Origin of the sequence: Streptomyces sp. NPDC002734 (genome assembly GCF_040295685.1) — a bacterium.
In the GTDB taxonomy this organism is placed as follows: domain Bacteria; phylum Actinomycetota; class Actinomycetes; order Streptomycetales; family Streptomycetaceae; genus Streptomyces.
Map to the genome: position 1 here is coordinate 170011 of NZ_JBEOVU010000008.1, position 17809 is coordinate 187819.

The 17809-nt window shown below is 73.9% G+C and carries 16 protein-coding genes; 6 read left to right on the forward strand and 10 right to left on the reverse strand.

The genetic code is table 11. The annotated features are described in order from the left end of the window. Nucleotides 1-204: 204 nt before the first annotated feature. From pyrE to ABT026_RS10170, 5 genes are all read right to left on the reverse strand, one after another. The gene (pyrE, locus tag ABT026_RS10150; RefSeq protein ID WP_108956631.1) at nt 205-753 is read right to left on the reverse strand and encodes an orotate phosphoribosyltransferase; all 549 of its coding nucleotides are present in this window, start codon (nt 751-753) and stop codon (nt 205-207) included. A 75-nt stretch (nt 754-828) separates the two neighbouring features. Next, nucleotides 829-1638, reverse strand: a complete 810-nt coding sequence (locus ABT026_RS10155) for an aldose epimerase family protein (protein WP_351113689.1) — start codon at nt 1636-1638, stop codon at nt 829-831. A gap of 39 nt (nt 1639-1677) precedes the next feature. Continuing rightward, the gene (locus ABT026_RS10160) at nt 1678-3114 is read right to left on the reverse strand and encodes an SRPBCC domain-containing protein (RefSeq protein ID WP_351113690.1); all 1437 of its coding nucleotides are present in this window, start codon (nt 3112-3114) and stop codon (nt 1678-1680) included. 103 nt (nt 3115-3217) lie between these two features. Beyond that, entirely contained in the window at nt 3218-4891 is a 1674-nt protein-coding gene (locus ABT026_RS10165; protein WP_502967939.1) for a polyamine aminopropyltransferase, read from the reverse strand. Between the two features lie 118 nt (nt 4892-5009). Next, nucleotides 5010-5567 carry a DUF2617 family protein gene (locus tag ABT026_RS10170; protein ID WP_351113691.1) on the reverse strand — a complete coding sequence of 186 codons (558 nt, stop codon included), beginning with the start codon at nt 5565-5567 and terminating at the stop codon, nt 5010-5012. 253 nt (nt 5568-5820) lie between these two features. On the opposite strand from ABT026_RS10170, the gene ABT026_RS10175 reads away from it, so the two are divergent. The 4 genes from ABT026_RS10175 (at nt 5821) to ABT026_RS10190 (ending at nt 10999) form a co-directional block, all read left to right on the forward strand. Continuing rightward, entirely contained in the window at nt 5821-6372 is a 552-nt protein-coding gene (locus ABT026_RS10175; protein ID WP_351113692.1) for a hypothetical protein, read from the forward strand. 24 nt (nt 6373-6396) lie between these two features. Next, nucleotides 6397-7602: a pyridoxal phosphate-dependent aminotransferase gene (locus ABT026_RS10180; protein ID WP_351113693.1), complete on the forward strand. Its 1206-nt coding sequence runs from the start codon at nt 6397-6399 to the stop codon at nt 7600-7602. Nucleotides 7603-7706: 104 nt separating this feature from the next. Next, entirely contained in the window at nt 7707-9659 is a 1953-nt protein-coding gene (locus ABT026_RS10185; RefSeq protein WP_351113695.1) for a serine/threonine-protein kinase, read from the forward strand. 89 nt (nt 9660-9748) lie between these two features. Continuing rightward, nucleotides 9749-10999, forward strand: coding sequence for a hypothetical protein (locus tag ABT026_RS10190; protein WP_351113728.1), 1251 nt, complete (start codon nt 9749-9751; stop codon nt 10997-10999). A gap of 64 nt (nt 11000-11063) precedes the next feature. Here the strand turns inward: ABT026_RS10190 and ABT026_RS10195 are convergent, their stop codons facing one another. Continuing rightward, nucleotides 11064-11594 (reverse strand): type III secretion system chaperone family protein, encoded by a 531-nt coding sequence (locus ABT026_RS10195; protein WP_351113696.1) that lies wholly within the window; start codon nt 11592-11594, stop codon nt 11064-11066. Nucleotides 11595-11735: 141 nt separating this feature from the next. Here ABT026_RS10195 and ABT026_RS10200 point away from each other — a divergent pair, with 141 nt between their 5' ends. Beyond that, entirely contained in the window at nt 11736-12179 is a 444-nt protein-coding gene (locus ABT026_RS10200; RefSeq protein ID WP_351113697.1) for a hypothetical protein, read from the forward strand. A 53-nt stretch (nt 12180-12232) separates the two neighbouring features. Here the strand turns inward: ABT026_RS10200 and clpB are convergent, their stop codons facing one another. The 3 genes from clpB to ABT026_RS10215 all read right to left on the reverse strand — a co-directional run bounded on the left by clpB (nt 12233) and on the right by ABT026_RS10215 (nt 15565). Then, nucleotides 12233-14827, reverse strand: a complete 2595-nt coding sequence (gene clpB, locus ABT026_RS10205; RefSeq protein ID WP_351113698.1) for an ATP-dependent chaperone ClpB — start codon at nt 14825-14827, stop codon at nt 12233-12235. Between the two features lie 226 nt (nt 14828-15053). Next, complete coding sequence (locus tag ABT026_RS10210) at nt 15054-15386, reverse strand: hypothetical protein (protein ID WP_351113699.1); 333 nt, start codon at nt 15384-15386, stop codon at nt 15054-15056. After that, on the reverse strand, nt 15383-15565 hold the full coding sequence (locus ABT026_RS10215) for a hypothetical protein (protein ID WP_351113700.1): 183 nt from the start codon (nt 15563-15565) through the stop codon (nt 15383-15385). Before ABT026_RS10215 ends, ABT026_RS10210 begins: the two co-directional genes overlap by 4 nt. A 166-nt stretch (nt 15566-15731) precedes the next feature. Here ABT026_RS10215 and ABT026_RS10220 point away from each other — a divergent pair, with 166 nt between their 5' ends. Continuing rightward, a complete protein-coding gene (locus ABT026_RS10220) occupies nt 15732-16748 on the forward strand; it encodes a helix-turn-helix transcriptional regulator (RefSeq protein ID WP_351113701.1) in 1017 nt (338 codons plus the stop codon). On the opposite strand, the gene ABT026_RS10225 is transcribed toward ABT026_RS10220, so the two are convergent. Further along, nucleotides 16745-17782, reverse strand: coding sequence for a helix-turn-helix transcriptional regulator (locus ABT026_RS10225; RefSeq protein WP_351113703.1), 1038 nt, complete (start codon nt 17780-17782; stop codon nt 16745-16747). The two genes, ABT026_RS10220 and ABT026_RS10225, sit on opposite strands and share 4 nt — an antisense overlap. Nucleotides 17783-17809 lie beyond the last annotated feature (27 nt).

Consider the following 17809-nt stretch of genomic DNA (forward strand, 5'->3'; position numbering starts at 1 on the left):
TGTCCGCTCCTTGGTGGTTCTGCGGGTTTTGTCCTTGCCAGCCCTGACCTTGGTGACGTCGTCGTCGGGGCCCATCCTTCCAGACGCGGACGCCGGTCCGGACGCGCGTCTCGGACAGTGGCGCCCGCGCCGGGCGTACCGGGCGTTTCCGGGCGGAGCGGCCGGGCCGGGAGGGCCGGGAAGGCCAGGGAGGCCGGACAGGTCCTAGTCCAGGCCGAGGTCGTCCTTGGAGTAGGCGAAGCGGTAGGGGACGCCGGCCTTGTCCTGGATGATCTCCGCGGCGCCGGTGGCGCGGTCGACGATCGTCACGACGGCGACGACCTCCGCGCCGGCCTCCCGGACCGCCTCGACGGCGGTCAGCGGCGAACCGCCGGTGGTGGAGGTGTCCTCGACGACCAGCACGCGGCGACCGGCGATGTCCGGACCCTCGACCCGCTTCTGCAGCCCGTGCGCCTTGGCCGCCTTGCGGACCACGAACGCGTCCACGGTCCGGCCGCGCGCGGCGGCCGCGTGCAGCATGGCGGCGGCCACCGGGTCGGCGCCCATGGTCAGACCGCCCACCGCGTCGAACTCCAGGTCCTCGGTGAGGTCCAGCAGCACCTGGCCGACCAGCGGGGCCGCCGTGCCGTCCAGGGTGATGCGGCGGAGGTCGATGTAGTAGTCGGCCTCCAGCCCGGAGGAGAGGGTCACCTTGCCGTGCACCACGGCCTTGTCCTTGATCTGCTGCAGCAGCTCGCCGCGAACGTCGCTCATGGCCGCAAGCCTAGTTCGCCCGGCCGAGGGGGCCTCACAGCCGTCGTCCGCCCGGACGCGGGGACCCCGGGGGCTTCACAGCCGCCGCCAGCTCCAGGTGGTGGTGGCCTCCAGCGGCTCCAGCGGCGTGACCAGGCGGGGAGCGGTGTTGAGCCCGTTGGGCGGGCCGGTCTGCGGCTCGACGCACAGGGCGGCGTCCTGCTCGTCGTAGAGCACGACCCACTTCTCCGGGCTGGTCACCCGCAGCTCCAGCCGCTCGGGCCACACGACGGCGACGTCCACGCCCTCGGGCATGCCGAAGCAGTCGTCCCACGGACCGGGCAGCGGCTTCTCCAGGCGGCGGCCGGTGGGGAGGTGGTCCTCGCCGCGCTCCTCCTGCCAGGCGGCGGAGAACTCCAGCCGCGCGCCCTCGCCGCCTCCGAGCGGGCCCTTGAGGGTCCGGTTGAACCAGGGGTGCCAGCCGAGCTGCGCCGGGAAGGAGGACGCGTACGTCTCGATCGCGAGGGTGAGGGTCAGCGACTCCTCGGTGAGGGCGACCACCTGGGTGAGGCGGGCCGGGTAGGGCCACGGGTCGGTGAGGTCGAGGGTGATCACCGCCTCGTCGGTCTCCTTGCGCGCGGTGCGCCAGGCGTGGTCGCGGGCGGTGCCGTGGATGGCGTGCGGCGGGGCGTTCAGCGGCATCTGCTGGGTGGTGCCGCCGTCGAGGAACCGCCCGTCGCGGATCCGGCCGCACCAGGGGGCCATCGGGAAGCAGCCGTACCGCTCCCCCTGGCGCAGGAGTTCGACGCCGCCGACGCGCAGGCTGGTGATCCGTCCGCCGTTGCGCGGGCTGACGGTCGCCTCCGCGTCGCCGGCGGTCAGGGTGAAGTCGTCATGGGTGCTCACGGCCTACGACCCTACTGGGGCCGACGCCCGGCCGCGCGATCACCGCTGACGGCGCAGGGCCCGGGTGACGGCGATCGCCCCGGCGGCCACGGCGAGCGCGGCGGCGGCGGGGGCCGCCCAGCGCAGGGTCCGGTCCGCCACGCAGGACTGCGGGGCGGGCACGGGGGCGTACCGTCCGCGCGGCGGGGCGTGGTCGACCTCCTCGGCGCTGCGGCCGATCATCGTCCGCCGGGCCTGGGCGGGGTCGGCCATGGCGTCGCCGTCGGGGTCCTCCGGGAACAGCGCGGCGTCGCCGCCGAGGCCGTCACCGTCCGGGTCGGCCTCGTCATCCTCGTCGGCCTCGTCGTCGTCCTCGTCGAAGTCGGCCTCCGGGTCCAGCGACGGGGGCGGCACCGGCACGTCGAACACCGACGCCCGACCCGGCGCACCCGGCCCGTCGCCACCGCCCTCGGCGTGGGTCTCGGGCTCCTCGCCGTCCGCGTCACCGCCGTCCGCGTCCGCCTCCTGGGCCTCGGCGGCTCCCGCGTCGGCGTCCGCGTCCGCGCCGGACTCCCCGTCGGCATCGGCGTCCGTCTCTGCGGCGGCCCGGGGCTCGGTCTCCGCCTCGCCGCCGTCGGGGGCCACGCCGCCCGCCTGGTCGCCGCCCGCCTGGTCGCTGGCGGCCGCATCGGGCTCGCCCGCGGTGGTGCCCGTCCCGGTCCCGCCGCCGTCGCCGTCACTCTCGGCGGGAGTCCCGTCGGCCCCGTCGGCGTCACTGTCACCGTCGGCGTCGGCGTCGGCGTCGGCGGAGTCGACCGCTGCGTCGCCGTCACGCTCGCCGGAGGTCCCGGCCTCGTCACCGTCACGCGCGGCAGGGGCCTCGTCGGCCGGGCCGGTGGCCGGTTGGGCGGGGGACGCGTCGTCGGCGTCGGGGCGGGCGTCGAAATCGCCGTCCGCGCCGGGGGCGAACTCGGGGACCAGGGGCTCGCCCGCGCCGGGGATGACCTCCTCGTGGCCGTCGCTCGTCACCGTCGCACTCCCCTCCGCCGGCTCCGCCGGGCCGTCCGCGTCCTCTCCCCCCTGCCCCGGGAGGTCCTCGGCGAACCGTTCCAGCAGGCGGACCAGGGCCCCGTGCACGGCGTCGGGCTCGAAGCCGGTGATGCGCCCGGTCGCGGTGCCGGAGGCCTCGAAGTGGAGCACCGTCCCGTCGGACCGCGGGCGCAGGGCCAGGCGGACGGTCGCGCGGACCGTGCCGTCGCCGCGGGCCTCGCCGCCCTCCGCCTCGGCCGTGAAGGCGTCGTCGGCCCGGCGGGCGACGTCCAGCGAACCGCGGTACGTCACGCTGCTGCCGGCGACCCGCAGCTTGAGCCGGCCGGCGACGCCCTCGGCCGCGGCGTCCCGCTGGAAGCCGTGGAGGGCCCGGGCGACCCGTTCGGGGTCGGCGAGCGCGGCGGCCAGGTGGTCGGCGGGGACCGGAACGAACACCTCATGCTCCATGGGCCCCGACACTACCGAGGGGAGCGCGAACCGCACCCCGGCCGAAAGCCGATTGGCACACCTTTTCCACGCCCAGGGCGGGCACGGAGGGCCGCCCGCGCCCTCAGTAGCGCGGGTGCGCCAGCGTGGAGGCCGGGAGCCCGGTGACCCGGGTGCGCCGTGCGGCCCGCTCCGCCGCCGTGAGGGAACCTTCCTTCAGGGTGTGCGGCCGCGGCCCCCCGGGCACCGGCGCGAGCCGTGGCGCGGCCGGCCCTCCTGAGGCGAGGAACAGCCCCCACTCCCGGCCGGCCACCCCGGTGACCCGGTACGCCGTCGCCCGCAGCCCCGCCGCCCGCAGCGTCGCCCCGACCGTCCAGTACGCCCGGGGGCTGCCCGCCGCGGACCCGGCGTGGACCGCCAGCCGCCCGTCCGGCGCCGTCACCCGCCGCGCCAGCCCGTAGAACTCACGCGAGTACAGCTTGGCGCTCGCGGTGTTCGCGGGATCGGGGAGGTCGGCGATCACGACGTCGTAGGGCCCGCCCCGCGCGACCCTCAGCCACTGGAAGGCGTCCGCGGCGGTGACCCGCACCCGAGGGTCGTCGTAGGCGTGCTCGTTGAGCGCGGCGAGCCCCGGATCGGTGCGGGCCAGCCGGACCAGCCGCGGGTCGGCGTCGACCACCTGGACCTCCCGCACGTCCCGGTACCGCAGCACCTCCCGCAGGGCGAGGCCGTCGCCGCCGCCCAGCACCAGCACCCGCGCCCGCGCGCCGTTCATCGCCGGGTGCACCAGCGCCTCGTGGTAGCGCCGTTCGTCCCGCCCGTCGACGCGCAGCGTGCCGTCCAGGTAGAGGCCGAGCGGGCGGCCCGGCCCGCCCCCGGTGAGCGCGACCTCCTGCGCGCCGGTGCGCAGCGACACCCGCAGATCGTCGCCGTACAGCGCCCGCCCCGCCGCGCGCTCGAAGTCGTCGGCGAGCACGGCGGCCGTGCCGAGCAGGGCCAGCACCAGCACGTTGGCGACCAGCAGCACCCGCCGCGCCCGGCGGCCGAGGTCCCGGCCGAAGAGGCCCAGCACCAGCGCCGCCCCCACCACCGCGTTCACCCCGCCGGTGAGCAGCGCTCCGGTGAGCTGCCCGAACTTCGGCAGCAGCAGGAACGGGAAGGCGAGGCCGCCGACCAGGGCGCCCACGTAGTCGGCGGCGAACAGGTCGGCGACCGCCCCGCCCGGGTCCTGCCGCCGGATCCGCTGGATCAGCTCCATCAGCAGCGGCACCTCGACGCCGATCAGCAGCCCTATCGCCAGGGAGACCGCGACCAGCACCACGCTGGGGCCGTCCCGCCACAGCCCGCCCCAGGCGCCGGTCCAGGCGAAGACCGCGTACAGCGCCATCGCACTGCACCCGCCGACCAGCGCGAGGGCGGCCTCCACCGCGCCGAAGGCGGCCGCGGCACGGCGGCGCAGCCGCTTGGCGGCCAGCGAGCCCAGGCCCATGGCGAAGACCATCACCGACAGCACCACGGACGCCTGGGTGACCGAGTCCCCCATCAGGTACGAGGCCATGGCGACCAGTTCGAGCTCGTACACCAGCCCGCAGGCGGCGCAGACGAACACCCCCGCGAGCACCAGGAACCGCGCCGTCCCGGGCCGCAGCGGCAGCCGCACCGCGCATCCCTGACCGGCGCCGGTCCCGGCCGCCCGGTCCATGCCGCCGCGCGGGCCGACACCCTCACCGGTCCGCCCCGCAGCCCCCTTCCCAGGTCGGTGGGCCGGTGGTGCGGGTGGGGCGTGCGGTTCGATCACCTGACGACCGTACGTCATCGATCGAACACCCATCGTCACCCACCCGGGTGGTACTGGCGCACTCACGGCGCGTTGGCACCGCGTGTGCGCCCACCGCGTGCGCGCCGGGCGGACCCGGTCAGCGCAGGGCGCCCACCGGCAGCCGGCCCATCCCGGTGACCGTCTCGGCGCCGACCCCGAGGCCGACCGTGGTCCGGGTCGCCACCAGCTGACCGTCCTGCGGATAGGCGTGCCAGGTGCGCCAGACGGTCTCCCCCTGGGTGCGCTGCGCGAGCAGCGCGGTGAAGGCGTGCGGGCTGCCGGGGAAGACGCCCACCAGCCCGTTCGGGTGGTCGGACACCAGGGCGATCAGCTCCTGGGCCCGCCCCGCGAACGCCCCCGGCGAGAGCACCTCCACCCGGGCCGCGAACTGGTACTCCCAGCCGCTCACCCGCTTGGCCACACCCAGCGGCAGCGGCGTGCTGGAGCCGGGGATGCAGGCGACCGTCTCCGAGCAGGTGCCGTCCTCCCGCTCAAGGATGACCTGATGGGAGGCGCCGAGCAGTCTCAACTGGAGCTGGACGTCGGTGAATCGGAGGTCGAGTGCGGCCAGGGCGGGCAGCGGTTCACGCCCGAGCGCCCAGGCCAGGTCGGACGCACGCGTATCGCTGTACGGGGTGTTCAGGGTCGTGAGCATGGGGTCGGCTCCGCTAGCGCGCAGAAGAGGATGTCGGACCGGCGCCCCGGGGTCGGCACCAGGGGAGGTCGGTTCTGCCCCGGCCGGGAAGGCGGCCGCTCAGGAGTGGCGGCCGTCCGCGGGGCTGCGTCGGCGAGTAGAGAAAAGCACGAACGTCGGTGACGCCACAGCGTTTTTACCCAACTTCGTCGGCTTTCCATCCTTCGGTGGGTTCTTCGGCTCAACTGTTCAACGACGCACCCCCATCACCCAGTTGTCCGAACGCGCGGCGACGTCCGCCGCGGGTTCGACCCTCGGCGGACGTCCGCGGCCGGCGGAGGCTCAGCTTCCGCCGCCGCACCCTCCTCCGCCCCCGCAGGAGGAGCTGCTCCCGCACGACGACGAACTGCTCCCGCAGGACGAGGAGCTGCTCCCGCAGGACGACGAACCGCTTCCGCAGGACGACCTGGAGGAGTCGCCGGACGACGACCCGCTGTCGGCGGCCCACCAGCCGCCGGCGCCGGCGTCCGCCCCCGAGTGCGACGAACTGGAGCTCGACGACCTCGACGACCGGGACGACGAGCCCGACGGGCGGCCTCGGCGGACGTTCCCCAGACTGTGGTGGGCCATGCGGGAGACCCGCCTGTTCATGGCGACCACGAACCACACGAGAAGAACCACCGGCAGAATCACCACGACCACGATGACGGCAGTCAGCACGGCTCCGCCCTCCTTCCACGCTCCCCCGAAGCGCCCCCCGTGGGCCCCTCTCTCCGCAGCGTGCTCCGGTGATGCCCGATGCCGCAACGCCCCAACACAGAGTTGAGGAAGGCCAGAGCTTGGGCGCAGGATGGCCGCCATGAGCATCCCCGACCGGGCGGTCCGCCCCCTCCTCAACCGCCGTCTCGCCGAGTTCGGGACGACCGTCTTCGCCGAGATGTCCGCCCTGGCGGCGTCCACCGGCTCCATCAACCTCGGGCAGGGCTTCCCCGACACCGACGGCCCGGAGGAGGTCCGCGAGGCGGCGGTGCGGGCCCTGCGGGACGGCCGGGGCAACCAGTACCCGCCCGGCCCCGGCGTCCCCGAACTGCGCCGGGCGATCGCCGGCCACCAGCAGCGGCGCTACGGCCTCGACCTCGACCCGGACACCGAGGTGCTGGTCACCGCCGGGGCCACCGAGGCGATCGCCGCGGCCATGCTCGCCCTGGTGGAGCCGGGCGACGAGGTGGTCGCCCTGGAGCCGTACTACGACTCCTACGCCGCCTGCGTGGCGATGGCAGGGGGCCGCAGGGTCCCGGTGACGCTGCGGCCCCACGAGGGGACCTTCCGCCTCGACCTCGACGAGCTGCGCGACGCCGTCACCGACCGGACCCGCCTGCTGCTGATCAACTCCCCGCACAACCCGACCGGCACGGTGCTCACCCGTGAGGAACTCGCGGCCGTCGCCCGGCTCGCCGTCGAACGCGACCTGCTGGTGGTCACCGACGAGGTGTACGAGCACCTGGTCTTCGACGACGCCGAGCACGTGCCGCTCGCCTCGTTCCCCGGCATGCGGGAGCGCACGGTCACCATCTCCTCCGCCGGCAAGACGTTCTCCTTCACCGGCTGGAAGGTCGGCTGGATCACCGGCTCGCCGGAGCTGGTCACGGCGGTCCGCTCGGCCAAGCAGTTCCTCACCTACGTCTCGGCCGGCCCGTTCCAGTACGCGGTGGCCGAGGCGCTGGCGCTGCCGGACTCCTACTTCGACGGGCTGCGCGCCGACCTCACCGCCAAGCGGGAGCTGCTGACGGCCGGCCTGGAGGCGGCGGGCTTCGGCGTCTTCCGCCCGGCCGGCACCTACTTCGTCACCACCGACATCCGCCCGCTCGGCGAGCGCGACGGCGTCGCCTTCTGCCGCGAACTGCCCAAGCGGGCGGGCGTGGTGGCCATCCCCACCGCCGTCTTCTACGACGACCGGGAGGCGGGCGCGCCGTTCGTCCGGTTCGCCTTCTGCAAGAAGGACGAGGTCCTTCGGGAGGCGGCGACCCGCCTCGCCTCCCTCGCCGACCGACGCTGAGGGCCGGCACGTCATCGGTGAAGCTTCTCGGAAGATCCCTCCCGCCCCACGCAACACGTGCACACTGAACGCGTTTCGAGCCGGCAGCGACGGACGGGGGACCCTTGACCGGTACCGAGCACGACGGTCTGCGCGGCAGCGGCGCGACACCGCTGCGGGAGGAGGATCCGCACCGGGTCGGCCCGGTGCGCCTCCTCGGCCGGCTCGGTGCGGGCGGCATGGGCCGGGTGTACCTCGGCGTGCACGAGGGGCGGTACGTCGCCGTCAAACAGGTGCTGCCCTCGCTCAGCCACGAGGGTGAGCTGTTCCTGCGGCGGTTCGGGCACGAGCTGGACAACCTGGCCCGCCTGCCCGCCGACTCCACCGCCCCGCTGCTGGTCAGCGACCGGGCGGCGAGCCCTCCGTGGTTCGCCACGGCCTACGTCCCCGGCATCACCCTCGGCGACGCGCGCCTGCTCTGCGGCGGCTCGCTGCCGCCGCCGGCGCTGTGGCCGCTGCTGCGCGAGGCCGCGCAGGGCCTCGTCGCCGTGCACGCGCTGGACATGGTGCACCGCGACCTCAAGCCGTCCAACGTGATGCTGACTGCCGACGGCGCCACCCTCATCGACTTCGGCGTGGCCCGCGCGGCCGACCAGACCCAGCTCACCCGTACCGACATGGTGATCGGCACGCCCGCCTACATGGCCCCCGAGCAGGCGTCCGGCAAGCGCGGCCCCGCCCTGACCGGCGCGGTCGACGTCTTCGCCCTCGGGTCCGTGCTGGCCTGCGCGGCGACCGGGGACCCGCCGTTCGGCGACGAGTCCGGTCCGGCCGTGCTGTACCGCATCGTCCACGAGGACCCGGACCTCGGCGGCCTGGCCGACGTGGACCCGGAGCTCGCCGACGTGGTGCGCTCCTGCCTGAGCAAGCGGCCGCAGGACCGCCCGACGGCCGGCGAACTGCTGCGGCTGGCCGAGGCGAAAGGGCCGTTCGCGCCGCCGCTCTGGCCCGGGCCGGTCGCCGACGTGGTCGCCGAGCGCGCGGAGTTCACTCGTCGGCCCGTCCCCGCCACCCCGCCGGTGCCGGCCACCGCCCCCGGCCCCGTGCCCGCCCCGCAGGCCGGCGCGGCCCCGCAGGACGGCGAGGACGCGCAGGACAGCAAGGACCCGAACGACGGGAGCGAGGACGAGAGGAAAAGCGGCGACGACGCGAGGGGCGAGCCCACGGGAGTGGACGCCGGGCGCGAACCGGCCGCCGCGGCGGGGAAGGCGGAGCGGGAGCCGCGACGCCGCACCCGCTTCCTGCCGGTGATCATCCCGGTGGTGCTCGGCGTGGGGACCACCCTGCTGGTCCAACTGCTCCCCTACGTCACCGACGCCGACGACCGGGCGGGCGGCCCCGGGGCCTCGGTGACCGCCCCGGCGACGGCGGGCGCGGCCGTGTCCGGTGCGCCGACGGAGCGCGCGGGCGCGTCGAAGTCGCCCGGCGGGTCGCCACGGCCCTCGGACGAGGACGGCGAGGACGGCAAGGGCGGCGACGACGGCAAGGGCGAGAAGGACGGCGGGGCCGCCGGAGCCGCGGACGGCGACGACGCGGACACCGGCTCGGGCGGGACGGACGCGGGCGGCCCGGACAGCGGCTCGGGATCCGGCGGCTCGGGCGGAGGGACGTCCGGCGGATCGTCGGGCGGGTCCACCGGGGGCTCCTCCACCACCTCGGGGGGATCGACCGGCGGCGGGGTCACCACCGGGCCCACCATCCAGAACGTCTCGACGTCCGCCTGCCTGACCGCGGGCCCCGGCAACGCCTCCGCGGGGTCCTGCTCGGGAGCGGCCTCCTCCTGGACGTTCCGTTCGGTCTCCGGCGGTGTCCAGATCGTGTCGCAGAGCAGCGGGCAGTGCCTCACCTCCTACGGCAGCGTCCACCTCGGCCCCTGCGGCACGGGCGGCACCCAGGTGTGGACCCGCGGGGCCGACGGCACGCTCAGGGTCAGGAGCACCGGTGAGTGCCTGGGGGTCAACGGGTTCCTCCTCCTGCACCAGAGCTGCGACGGCTCGGCCACCCAGCGCTGGCGCTGAGGGACGCACGGGCGGGAACCCCGGCGGCACCCGGCGTGCCGTGACCGTTTTCGCCTGTTTCGCCCTGCATCGTGCGTGGTGTGAACCCGATGCTCGCCGCCCTCGTACCGTCGCCCGCCCGCCGGAGGACCAGCCCTGCCGAGCCGTCCGAGCCGACCGGGCCGCCCGGGCCGCCCGGGCCTCCGGCGGCCGGCGGGCGGGCGCGCCGCGCCGTTCCCACCGTGGTCACCGCGGTGGGGCTGTTCGCCGCCGCCCGGCTCACCGGCGTCCTGGTCCTCACCCTGCTGGCGCACGCCCACGGCAAGGACGCCACCACGCTGCTCGGCCGCACCTGGGACTCGCTCTGGTACATCGGCATCGCCGCCGACGGCTACGGCGAGATCCGCCCGTACACCCGGCTGGTCCTGAACGACCTGGCGTTCTTCCCGCTCTACCCCTGGCTGATCCGGGCAGTGACCGCCGTGCTGCCGATCGGCGGCGGAGCGGCGGGGATCCTGCTCTCCTGGGGCGCGGCGGCCGCGGCGGCCGCCGGTATCTACCTGATCGGCCGCCGGGTGCACGGCCGGGGCGCCGGCGTCCTGCTGGTGCTGCTGTGGGGGCTGACGCCGCACTCGGTGGTGCTGAGCCTGGCCTACACCGAGCCGCTGCTGACCGCGCTGGCCGCCTGGGCGCTCTACGCCACGATGACCGAGCGCTGGCTGTGGGCCGGCGCGCTGGCCTGCCTGGCCGGGCTGTCCCGGCCCAACGGCCTGGCCGTCGCGGCGGCGGTCGCGGTGACCGCCGCCTGGCACGTGGCCGTACTGGCGCGGAAGCGCGAACTCTCCGTCCACACCCTGTGGAAACCGGCGGCGGGAACGGTGCTCGCGCCCCTCGGCTGGGTGGGCTTCTTCCTCTGGGTGGGCCGGCGGCAGGGCGACTGGCTGGGCGGCTACTTCGAGGTCCAGCGCAAGTGGGGGTCGGCCTTCGACCTCGGCCGGGGGAACCTGGAGTTCGTCGGCCACCTGCTGCGTCACCCGGACAAGCTGGTCTTCACGGTGGCGCTGGTGATCGTGCTGCTGGCGGTGCTGCTGCTCGGGCTGCTGATCGCGGACCGGGCGCCCCTGCCGCTGATCGTCTTCAGCGCCGTGCTGCTGCTGATCGCGCTCGGCGGTTCGGGCTACTTCGCGTCCAAGCCGCGGCTGCTGCTGCCCGCCTTCCCGCTGCTGCTGCCGCTCGCCGCGGCGCTGACGCGGACGGCGAGAGCCCGGCCGCGGCACGCGACGCTGGTGGTCGCGGCCCTGGCCGGGCTCTCGTTCGCCTACGGGGCGTACCTCGTCGTCATGGCGACGTCACCCCTGTGAGGCCCCCGCAAGACCCCCGCAAGGCCTCTGCGGGGCCTGTGCGAGGCCTCCGCGGGCCGGACGCTCAGGCCTCGTCGTCCGGCTTCTCGGACTCGTTGACCTCCTGCTCCAGGCCCAACTGCTCCACCAGCCACTTGTCGAACTCGATGGCGGCGCGGACCCAGCTGACCGTGGAGGACACGAAGTGCTCCAGGCTGACGCCCATGCCGATCAGCATCTGCGCCTCGCCGATGAGGCGGACGGTGCCGTCGTCGTGGGTGTGGGTGTAGACCTTGGGCCACAGGGTGCGGCGGTTCCAGTCGTCGATGGACTCCAGGAGCTGCGGCTTGGCCTCGATCTCGTGCGGGCGGTCGTAGAACGTCCGCACCGAGAAGATCGCCTGTTCGTTCTCGCCACGGAACATGAAGTACGTGCGGAAGCTCTCCCACGGGGCGGCGAGGTCACCCTCGTCGTCCACCACGTACTTCAGCTCCATCTGCTCGAGAAGCTGCTTCACCAGGTCCTGATCCGGGACAACGGGGCCCGCCGGTCCCTGGGGCTGCGGCTCGGGCTGCTGGCCCCCGAAGTTCGGAATCGAGGACGGGTCGATGCTCACCGTAATTTTCCCTTCGTATGGATCTCCCGCCAGTGTCCCCCACGGGGGGAGGGGCACTGCAACCCCTGCGCCCCACGGGACGTCGTGTATGGCGTGATCCGACCCGGTTGGCGGGCGGCGCGGCACGGGAGGGGGCCCGGGATGGCGGGCGGGCGCGGACGGAAGACATGGCGGGTGGTCCTGATCGTCCTCGCCGCGGTGGTCGTGGCGGGCGTCTGGTGGTTGTGGGCCGCGGCCGAAGCCCTGGAGGACTCGACCTCCAGTCACCAGGCGCCCTGCCCCGAGGCGCTCGCCTTCGCCGGCGGCACGCTCCCCTCCGGCGCCACGGACGCGAGATGCACGGTCCAGTCGTGGATGGACACCTACTACCGGGCCGATTTCCGCATGCCGCGCGCGGACGTGGCGGACTGGATGTCCCACAACTGGCCGGCGATGGAGACGCGCACCGAGTTCTGCCATCCGAAGTCCGCCGCGCTGTGCGCCTCGACGGACAGCACCGGCGGCCAGGCCCACTCCCTGACCGTCACGGTCACCCACGAGGACGCCGACACCGCCCGGGTACACGTCGAGGCGTTCACCACCTGACCGGGGGCCGTGTCACCGCGGGCGGCGGTGACACGGCCCAGGTCGCGTGCGGGTCAGCCCGCCGTGACGGTGAGGCCCGCGCCCGGTTCGGGGGCGCGGTCGACGCGGACGGTGTCGCCGTCCTTGATCTGGCCGGAGATGATCTCCTTCGCCAGGCTGTCGCCGATGGCCGTCTGGATCAGGCGGCGCAGCGGGCGCGCGCCGTACGCCGGGTCGAGGCCCTTCTCGGCGAGCCAGGCCAGCGCGGCCGGGGTGATGTCCAGCGTGAGGCGGCGCTCGGCGAGCCGCTTGGCCAGGCGGCCGATCTGGAGCTCGGCGATCCGCTCCAGCTCCGGCTTGGTGAGCGCGGAGAACACCACCAGGTCGTCGAGCCGGTTGAGGAACTCCGGCTTGAAGGACGCCCGAACGACCTCCAGCACCTGCTCCCGCTTGGTCTCCTCGCTGCTCAGCGGGTCCACCAGGTACTGGCTGCCGAGGTTGGAGGTGAGGATCAGGATGGTGTTGCGGAAGTCGACCGTGCGGCCCTGGCCGTCGGTGAGGCGGCCGTCGTCGAGGACCTGGAGCAGGATGTCGAAGACCTCCGGGTGCGCCTTCTCCACCTCGTCCAGCAGCACGACGCTGTACGGCCGCCGCCGCACCGCCTCGGTGAGCTGGCCGCCCTCCTCGTAGCCGACGTAGCCGGGAGGCGCGCCGACCAGCCGGGCCACGCTGTGCTTCTCGCTGTACTCCGACATGTCGATGCGGACCATCGCCCGCTCGTCGTCGAAGAGGAAGTCGGCGAGCGCCTTGGCGAGCTCGGTCTTGCCGACGCCCGTCGGGCCGAGGAAGAGGAACGAGCCGGTCGGCCGGTCCGGGTCGGCGATGCCCGCCCGGGTGCGGCGCACCGCGTCGGAGACGGCGGCGACGGCCTGCTTCTGGCCGATGAGCCGGCGCCCCAGCTCGTCCTCCATCCGCAGCAGCTTGTGCGTCTCGCCCTCGAGGAGCCGCCCGGCGGGGATGCCCGTCCAGGAGCCGACCACGTCCGCGATGTCGTCCGGGCCGACCTCCTCCTTGACCATGGTGTCGTCGCGGGAGGCCTCCGCCTCCGCCTCGGAGGCGGCCTCCAGCTCCCGCTCGAGGGCCGGGATCTCGCCGTAGAGCAGCTTGGAGGCGGTGTCGAAGTCGCCGTCGCGCTGGGCGCGTTCGGCCTGGCCGCGCAGCTCGTCCAGCTTCTCCTTCAGCTCGCCGACCCGGTTGAGGGACTGCTTCTCCTTCTCCCAGCGGGCGTTGAGGCCGCGCAGCTCCTCCTCCTTGTCGGCGAGGTCGCGCCGCAGCCGCTCCAGGCGCTCCTTGGAGGCCTGGTCGGTCTCCTTGGAGAGGGCGAGCTCCTCCATCCGCAGCCGGTCGACGGAGCGCTGGAGCTCGTCGATCTCCACCGGGGAGGAGTCGATCTCCATGCGCAGCCGGGAGGCGGCCTCGTCGACCAGGTCGATGGCCTTGTCCGGCAGGAACCGGGAGGTGATGTAGCGGTCGGAGAGGGTGGCCGCGGCGACCAGGGCGCTGTCGTTGATCTGCACCTTGTGGTGGGCCTCGTAGCGGCCCTTGAGGCCGCGCAGGATGGCGATGGTGTCCTCCACCGACGGCTCGGCGACCAGCACCTGCTGGAAGCGCCGCTCCAGGGCGGGGTCCTTCTCGATCCGCTCGCGGTACTCGTCGAGCGTGGTCGCACCGACCATGCGCAGCTCGCCGCGGGCCAGCATCGGCTTGAGCATGTTGCCCGCGTCCATCGCCGAGTCGCCGCCGGCGCCCGCGCCGACCACGGTGTGCAGCTCGTCGATGAAGGTGATGATCTGGCCGTCCGAGTCCTTGATCTCGGCGAGGACGGTCTTGAGCCGTTCCTCGAACTCGCCGCGGTACTTCGCCCCCGCGACCATCGCGCCGAGGTCCAGCGACACCAGCCGCTTGTTCTTCAGCGACTCGGGCACGTCCCCCTTCACGATCCGCTGGGCGAGGCCCTCGACCACGGCGGTCTTGCCCACACCGGGCTCGCCGATGAGGACCGGGTTGTTCTTGGTGCGGCGCGACAGCACCTGCACCACACGGCGGATCTCGTGGTCCCGGCCGATGACCGGGTCGAGCTTCCCCTCGCGCGCAGCGGCGGTGAAGTCGGTGCCGAACTTCTCGAGTGCCTTGTACTGACCCTCCGGGTCCGGGGTCGTCACCCGGCGTCCTCCCCTGATCTTCTGGAACGCGTCCAGCAGCTTGTCCGCGTCGGCTCCCTGCCGGGACAGCACGTCCCCGGCCGCACCGCCCTTGGCGGCGACGCCGATCAGCAGATGTTCGGTCGATACGTACTCATCGCCCAGCTCCTTCGCCCGCTGCCCGGCGTCCGCGACCACCATCAGCAGGTCGCGGTTGGGCTGGGGCGGCGCGACCGTCGAGCCGGTCACGCTGGGCAGGCCCGCGAGCACCTTCTCGGTGCCCTGCCGCACGGCCGCGAGGTCGGCCTCCACGGCGGCCAGCAGGTCCAGGACGTTCTCGTTGTCGGCGCCCTCCAGCAGCGCCAGCAGGAGGTGTGCGGGCGTCAGGTCCGGATGTCCCTCGGTCACCGCGCGGCTGCTCGCCGCGTTGAGTGCCTCCCGGCTCCTGTTGGTCAGCTCGGCGTCCACGTCCGGTACTCCTCCCTTGCCTGCCTCACGTCAGCGTGCGGGTACACGCGTCGGATACCCGCTCTGACGCGGCCAACGTCCACAAACTTGAGTCTATTCCACTCAATGCGGTGGGAGGCGGAGGAGTTCCCGGGCACACGACAGCGGCGCCACCGTGTTCAGGTCACGGTGGCGCCGCTGCCGGGGGGAAGCACCTGAGGCGATCTTTGACGTTGGGGGTATCGCGTCAGGCGCTGCGGGGGGTGGCTGAGGAGACGTCGGGGAGTTCGTGGGGGGCGAACTCCCGGTGGTCCCTTTGGTCCAGGTTCACGAAGATCATTCCATAGCGGATCGCGCAGCGGACCGGCTGCGGCGCTCCGCGGGGGCGGCGCAGGCACCGGAACGCCCGCACGTCCTCCTCCTCGTCGCGTGTCACCACGACCGGCTCCCCGAAGACGGTGACCATCAGGGAGTCGCCGGCGTGGGGGAGCGCGGTGACGAGGTCGACGAAGTGCCAGCCGGACCGGTAGGCCACGGCCATCTCACGGCGGAACGAGCGGTCGTCCGGCGGGGTGCTCATGCGCGGACGCCTGCTTCTGCCTCGTACGCGGGGTGGGCCTCGACGCTGTCCATCCAGACCCAGTCGGCCTGGACGCTCGTGCTGCCGTCGACGCCCTGCCCGCCCCCGTCGGCATTACCGAGGAGCGCGCCCGCCGAGAAGGCAACAGCAAGCGCCGAGAGAAGCATTCTCTTGCACATGATGGGCTTCGTCCTCACTTCCCAATACGATCCCCGCCGCATCAGACGATGGCGCATACCGGCACACGATGGCCAGTTCGAAGATGCATCATGTTCCTGCACGTTCATAACCCTGGGGGGCGGAGATTTGCGGAATACCGGCACAACAGGGACACATCTCCACGGGATGGAGGATCTGTGCGAGAGCGGCAGGCGTCTTTACGCGGACGCGCTGCACCTGGGACGCATCCGGCGCTCGGCGGCGGAGAAGGCGCCCTGCCTGCTGGAGCTCGCCCTGCTCCAGCCGGATCCCGACGACTCGGCCTGGCTCCGGCCGGTGCCGCCGATGACCGCGCTGTCCCAGCGGCTGCACCCGCTCGAGCGGGAGATCCGGGAGCGTCGCGAGCACGCGGTCCAGCTCGCCCAGGCCTTCGAGCCGTTCCTCTCCATCGCCACCCACAGCCGGCCCACGACCCACGCCATCACCGTGCTCGAGGGCGCGGAGCGGATCAACGAGGCGATCCGGCTGGCCCAGGCCAACTGCCGCTCGGAGATCCTCTCCGTGCAGCCGGGCGGGGGCCGCAGCGAGCCGGCGCTCACCACGGCGGTCAACTTCGCCCAGGAGGCACCGCACGGTATCGCGGCCCGCGTGCTCTACCAGCACACCGCCCGCCACAGTCACGGAACCCTCACCTACGCCCGGCTGATGAACGCGTCGCAGATGGAGTTCCGCACCGCGCGGACCCTGGTCGACCGTCTGATCATCTTCGACCGCTCGGTGGCCTTCATACCCGCCCAGGACGACCGCAAGGTCGCCCTGGAGCTCCGCCACCCCGGCGTGGTCGACTACCTGGTCAAGGTCTTCGAGCACCAGTGGCACAGCGCCGAGCCCCTCTTCCAGGAGCAGCCGAGGGAAGCCGCCGTCGACGGCGTCCCCGAGATCCAGCGGACCATCGCCCGGCTGCTGATCGAGGGACAGGTGGACGAGGCCATCGCCCGGCGTCTCGGCATGAACGTCCGCACCTGCCGCGCCCACATCGCCAAACTGGCCGCCGCGCTGGGCAGCGGCAGCCGGGCCCAGCTCGGCTACCTGATAGCCCGCTCGGGCCTTCTGGAGGACGGCAACGACACGCAGGGCCCGGAGGGCGCCGACGGGGCGGAGGAGGCCGACGAGGCCCCTGTCAGGGGCCAGGACCTGTCCTAGGGCAGGAAGCCGTCCGCCCCCGGCGGGCGGTCAAGCCCCGCCTGGGCGATCCGCACGCCCAGCTGGGTCCGGCTGGCGGCCCCCAGCCGCTCGCTCAGGCGGGCGATGTGCGCCCGGCAGGTACGCACGCTGATGCCGAGCCGTTCGGCGATGGCGGCGTCCTGGTGGCCCTCGGCGAGGAGCGCGGCGATCGACCGCTCCCGGTGGGACACTCCCACCCCGCCGTCCTCCGGCGCCGGAACGGGCGAACCGACCGGCACCGCCAGCCGCCACAGCCGCTCGAAGACGGTGGCCAGGTAGTCCACCAGGGCGGGGTGCCGCAGTTCCAGGGCCACCGAGCGGCGGCTGTTGGCCGGCACGAAGGCGACCGTGCGATCGAAAAGAATCAGCCGTTCCGGCACCTCGTCCAGGGTGCGGGCCTCCACGGCGTCGCCCATCAGTTCCAGGTAGCCCAGCAGCCCCTGCCCGTGCCGGGCCACATGCGTGTACAGGTCGCGCATCCGCACGCCGCGGTGCCGCAGCTCCATGGCGCGCGGCAGACCCTCGGTCAGCTCGTGCTCGGGACGGATGCCGCCCGGCTGCACCGTCAGCACCTCGGTGACGCAGGCCGCGGAGGCCTCGTCGATGGCCGTCTGGATCCTCGGCAGCCCGTCCAGGACCCGCAGCGACGCCTCGCTCCCCAGCGGCCCCGTGCCGCCCGCCGGGCGCAGCCGGCCGCCGAGGCCGGCGTAGCGGTCGGCGGCCGAGAGCGCCGAGTCCATCCGCCGGTGGGCGTCGCCCATCTCCGCGCACAGCTCGCGTAGCAGCCGGGTCATGACCTCCTGGGGCGCCGTCGGCACCAGCCAGTCCATGTCGTCCGGGTCGGGGTGCAGCAGGCCGAGGTCCAGCAGGCAGGGCACCGCCTCGGAATCGCGGCGCGGCACCCGCCCCCGGCGGACGGCACGGGCGTACACCCGGTCGCCCTCCTCGCACAGGCGCTCGGGACCGTGCGGATGCTCCTGGGCCGCACGGACCGCGGCAGCCTCACCGGACATTCAGTTCTCCACCCCCGGTAGCGCCGC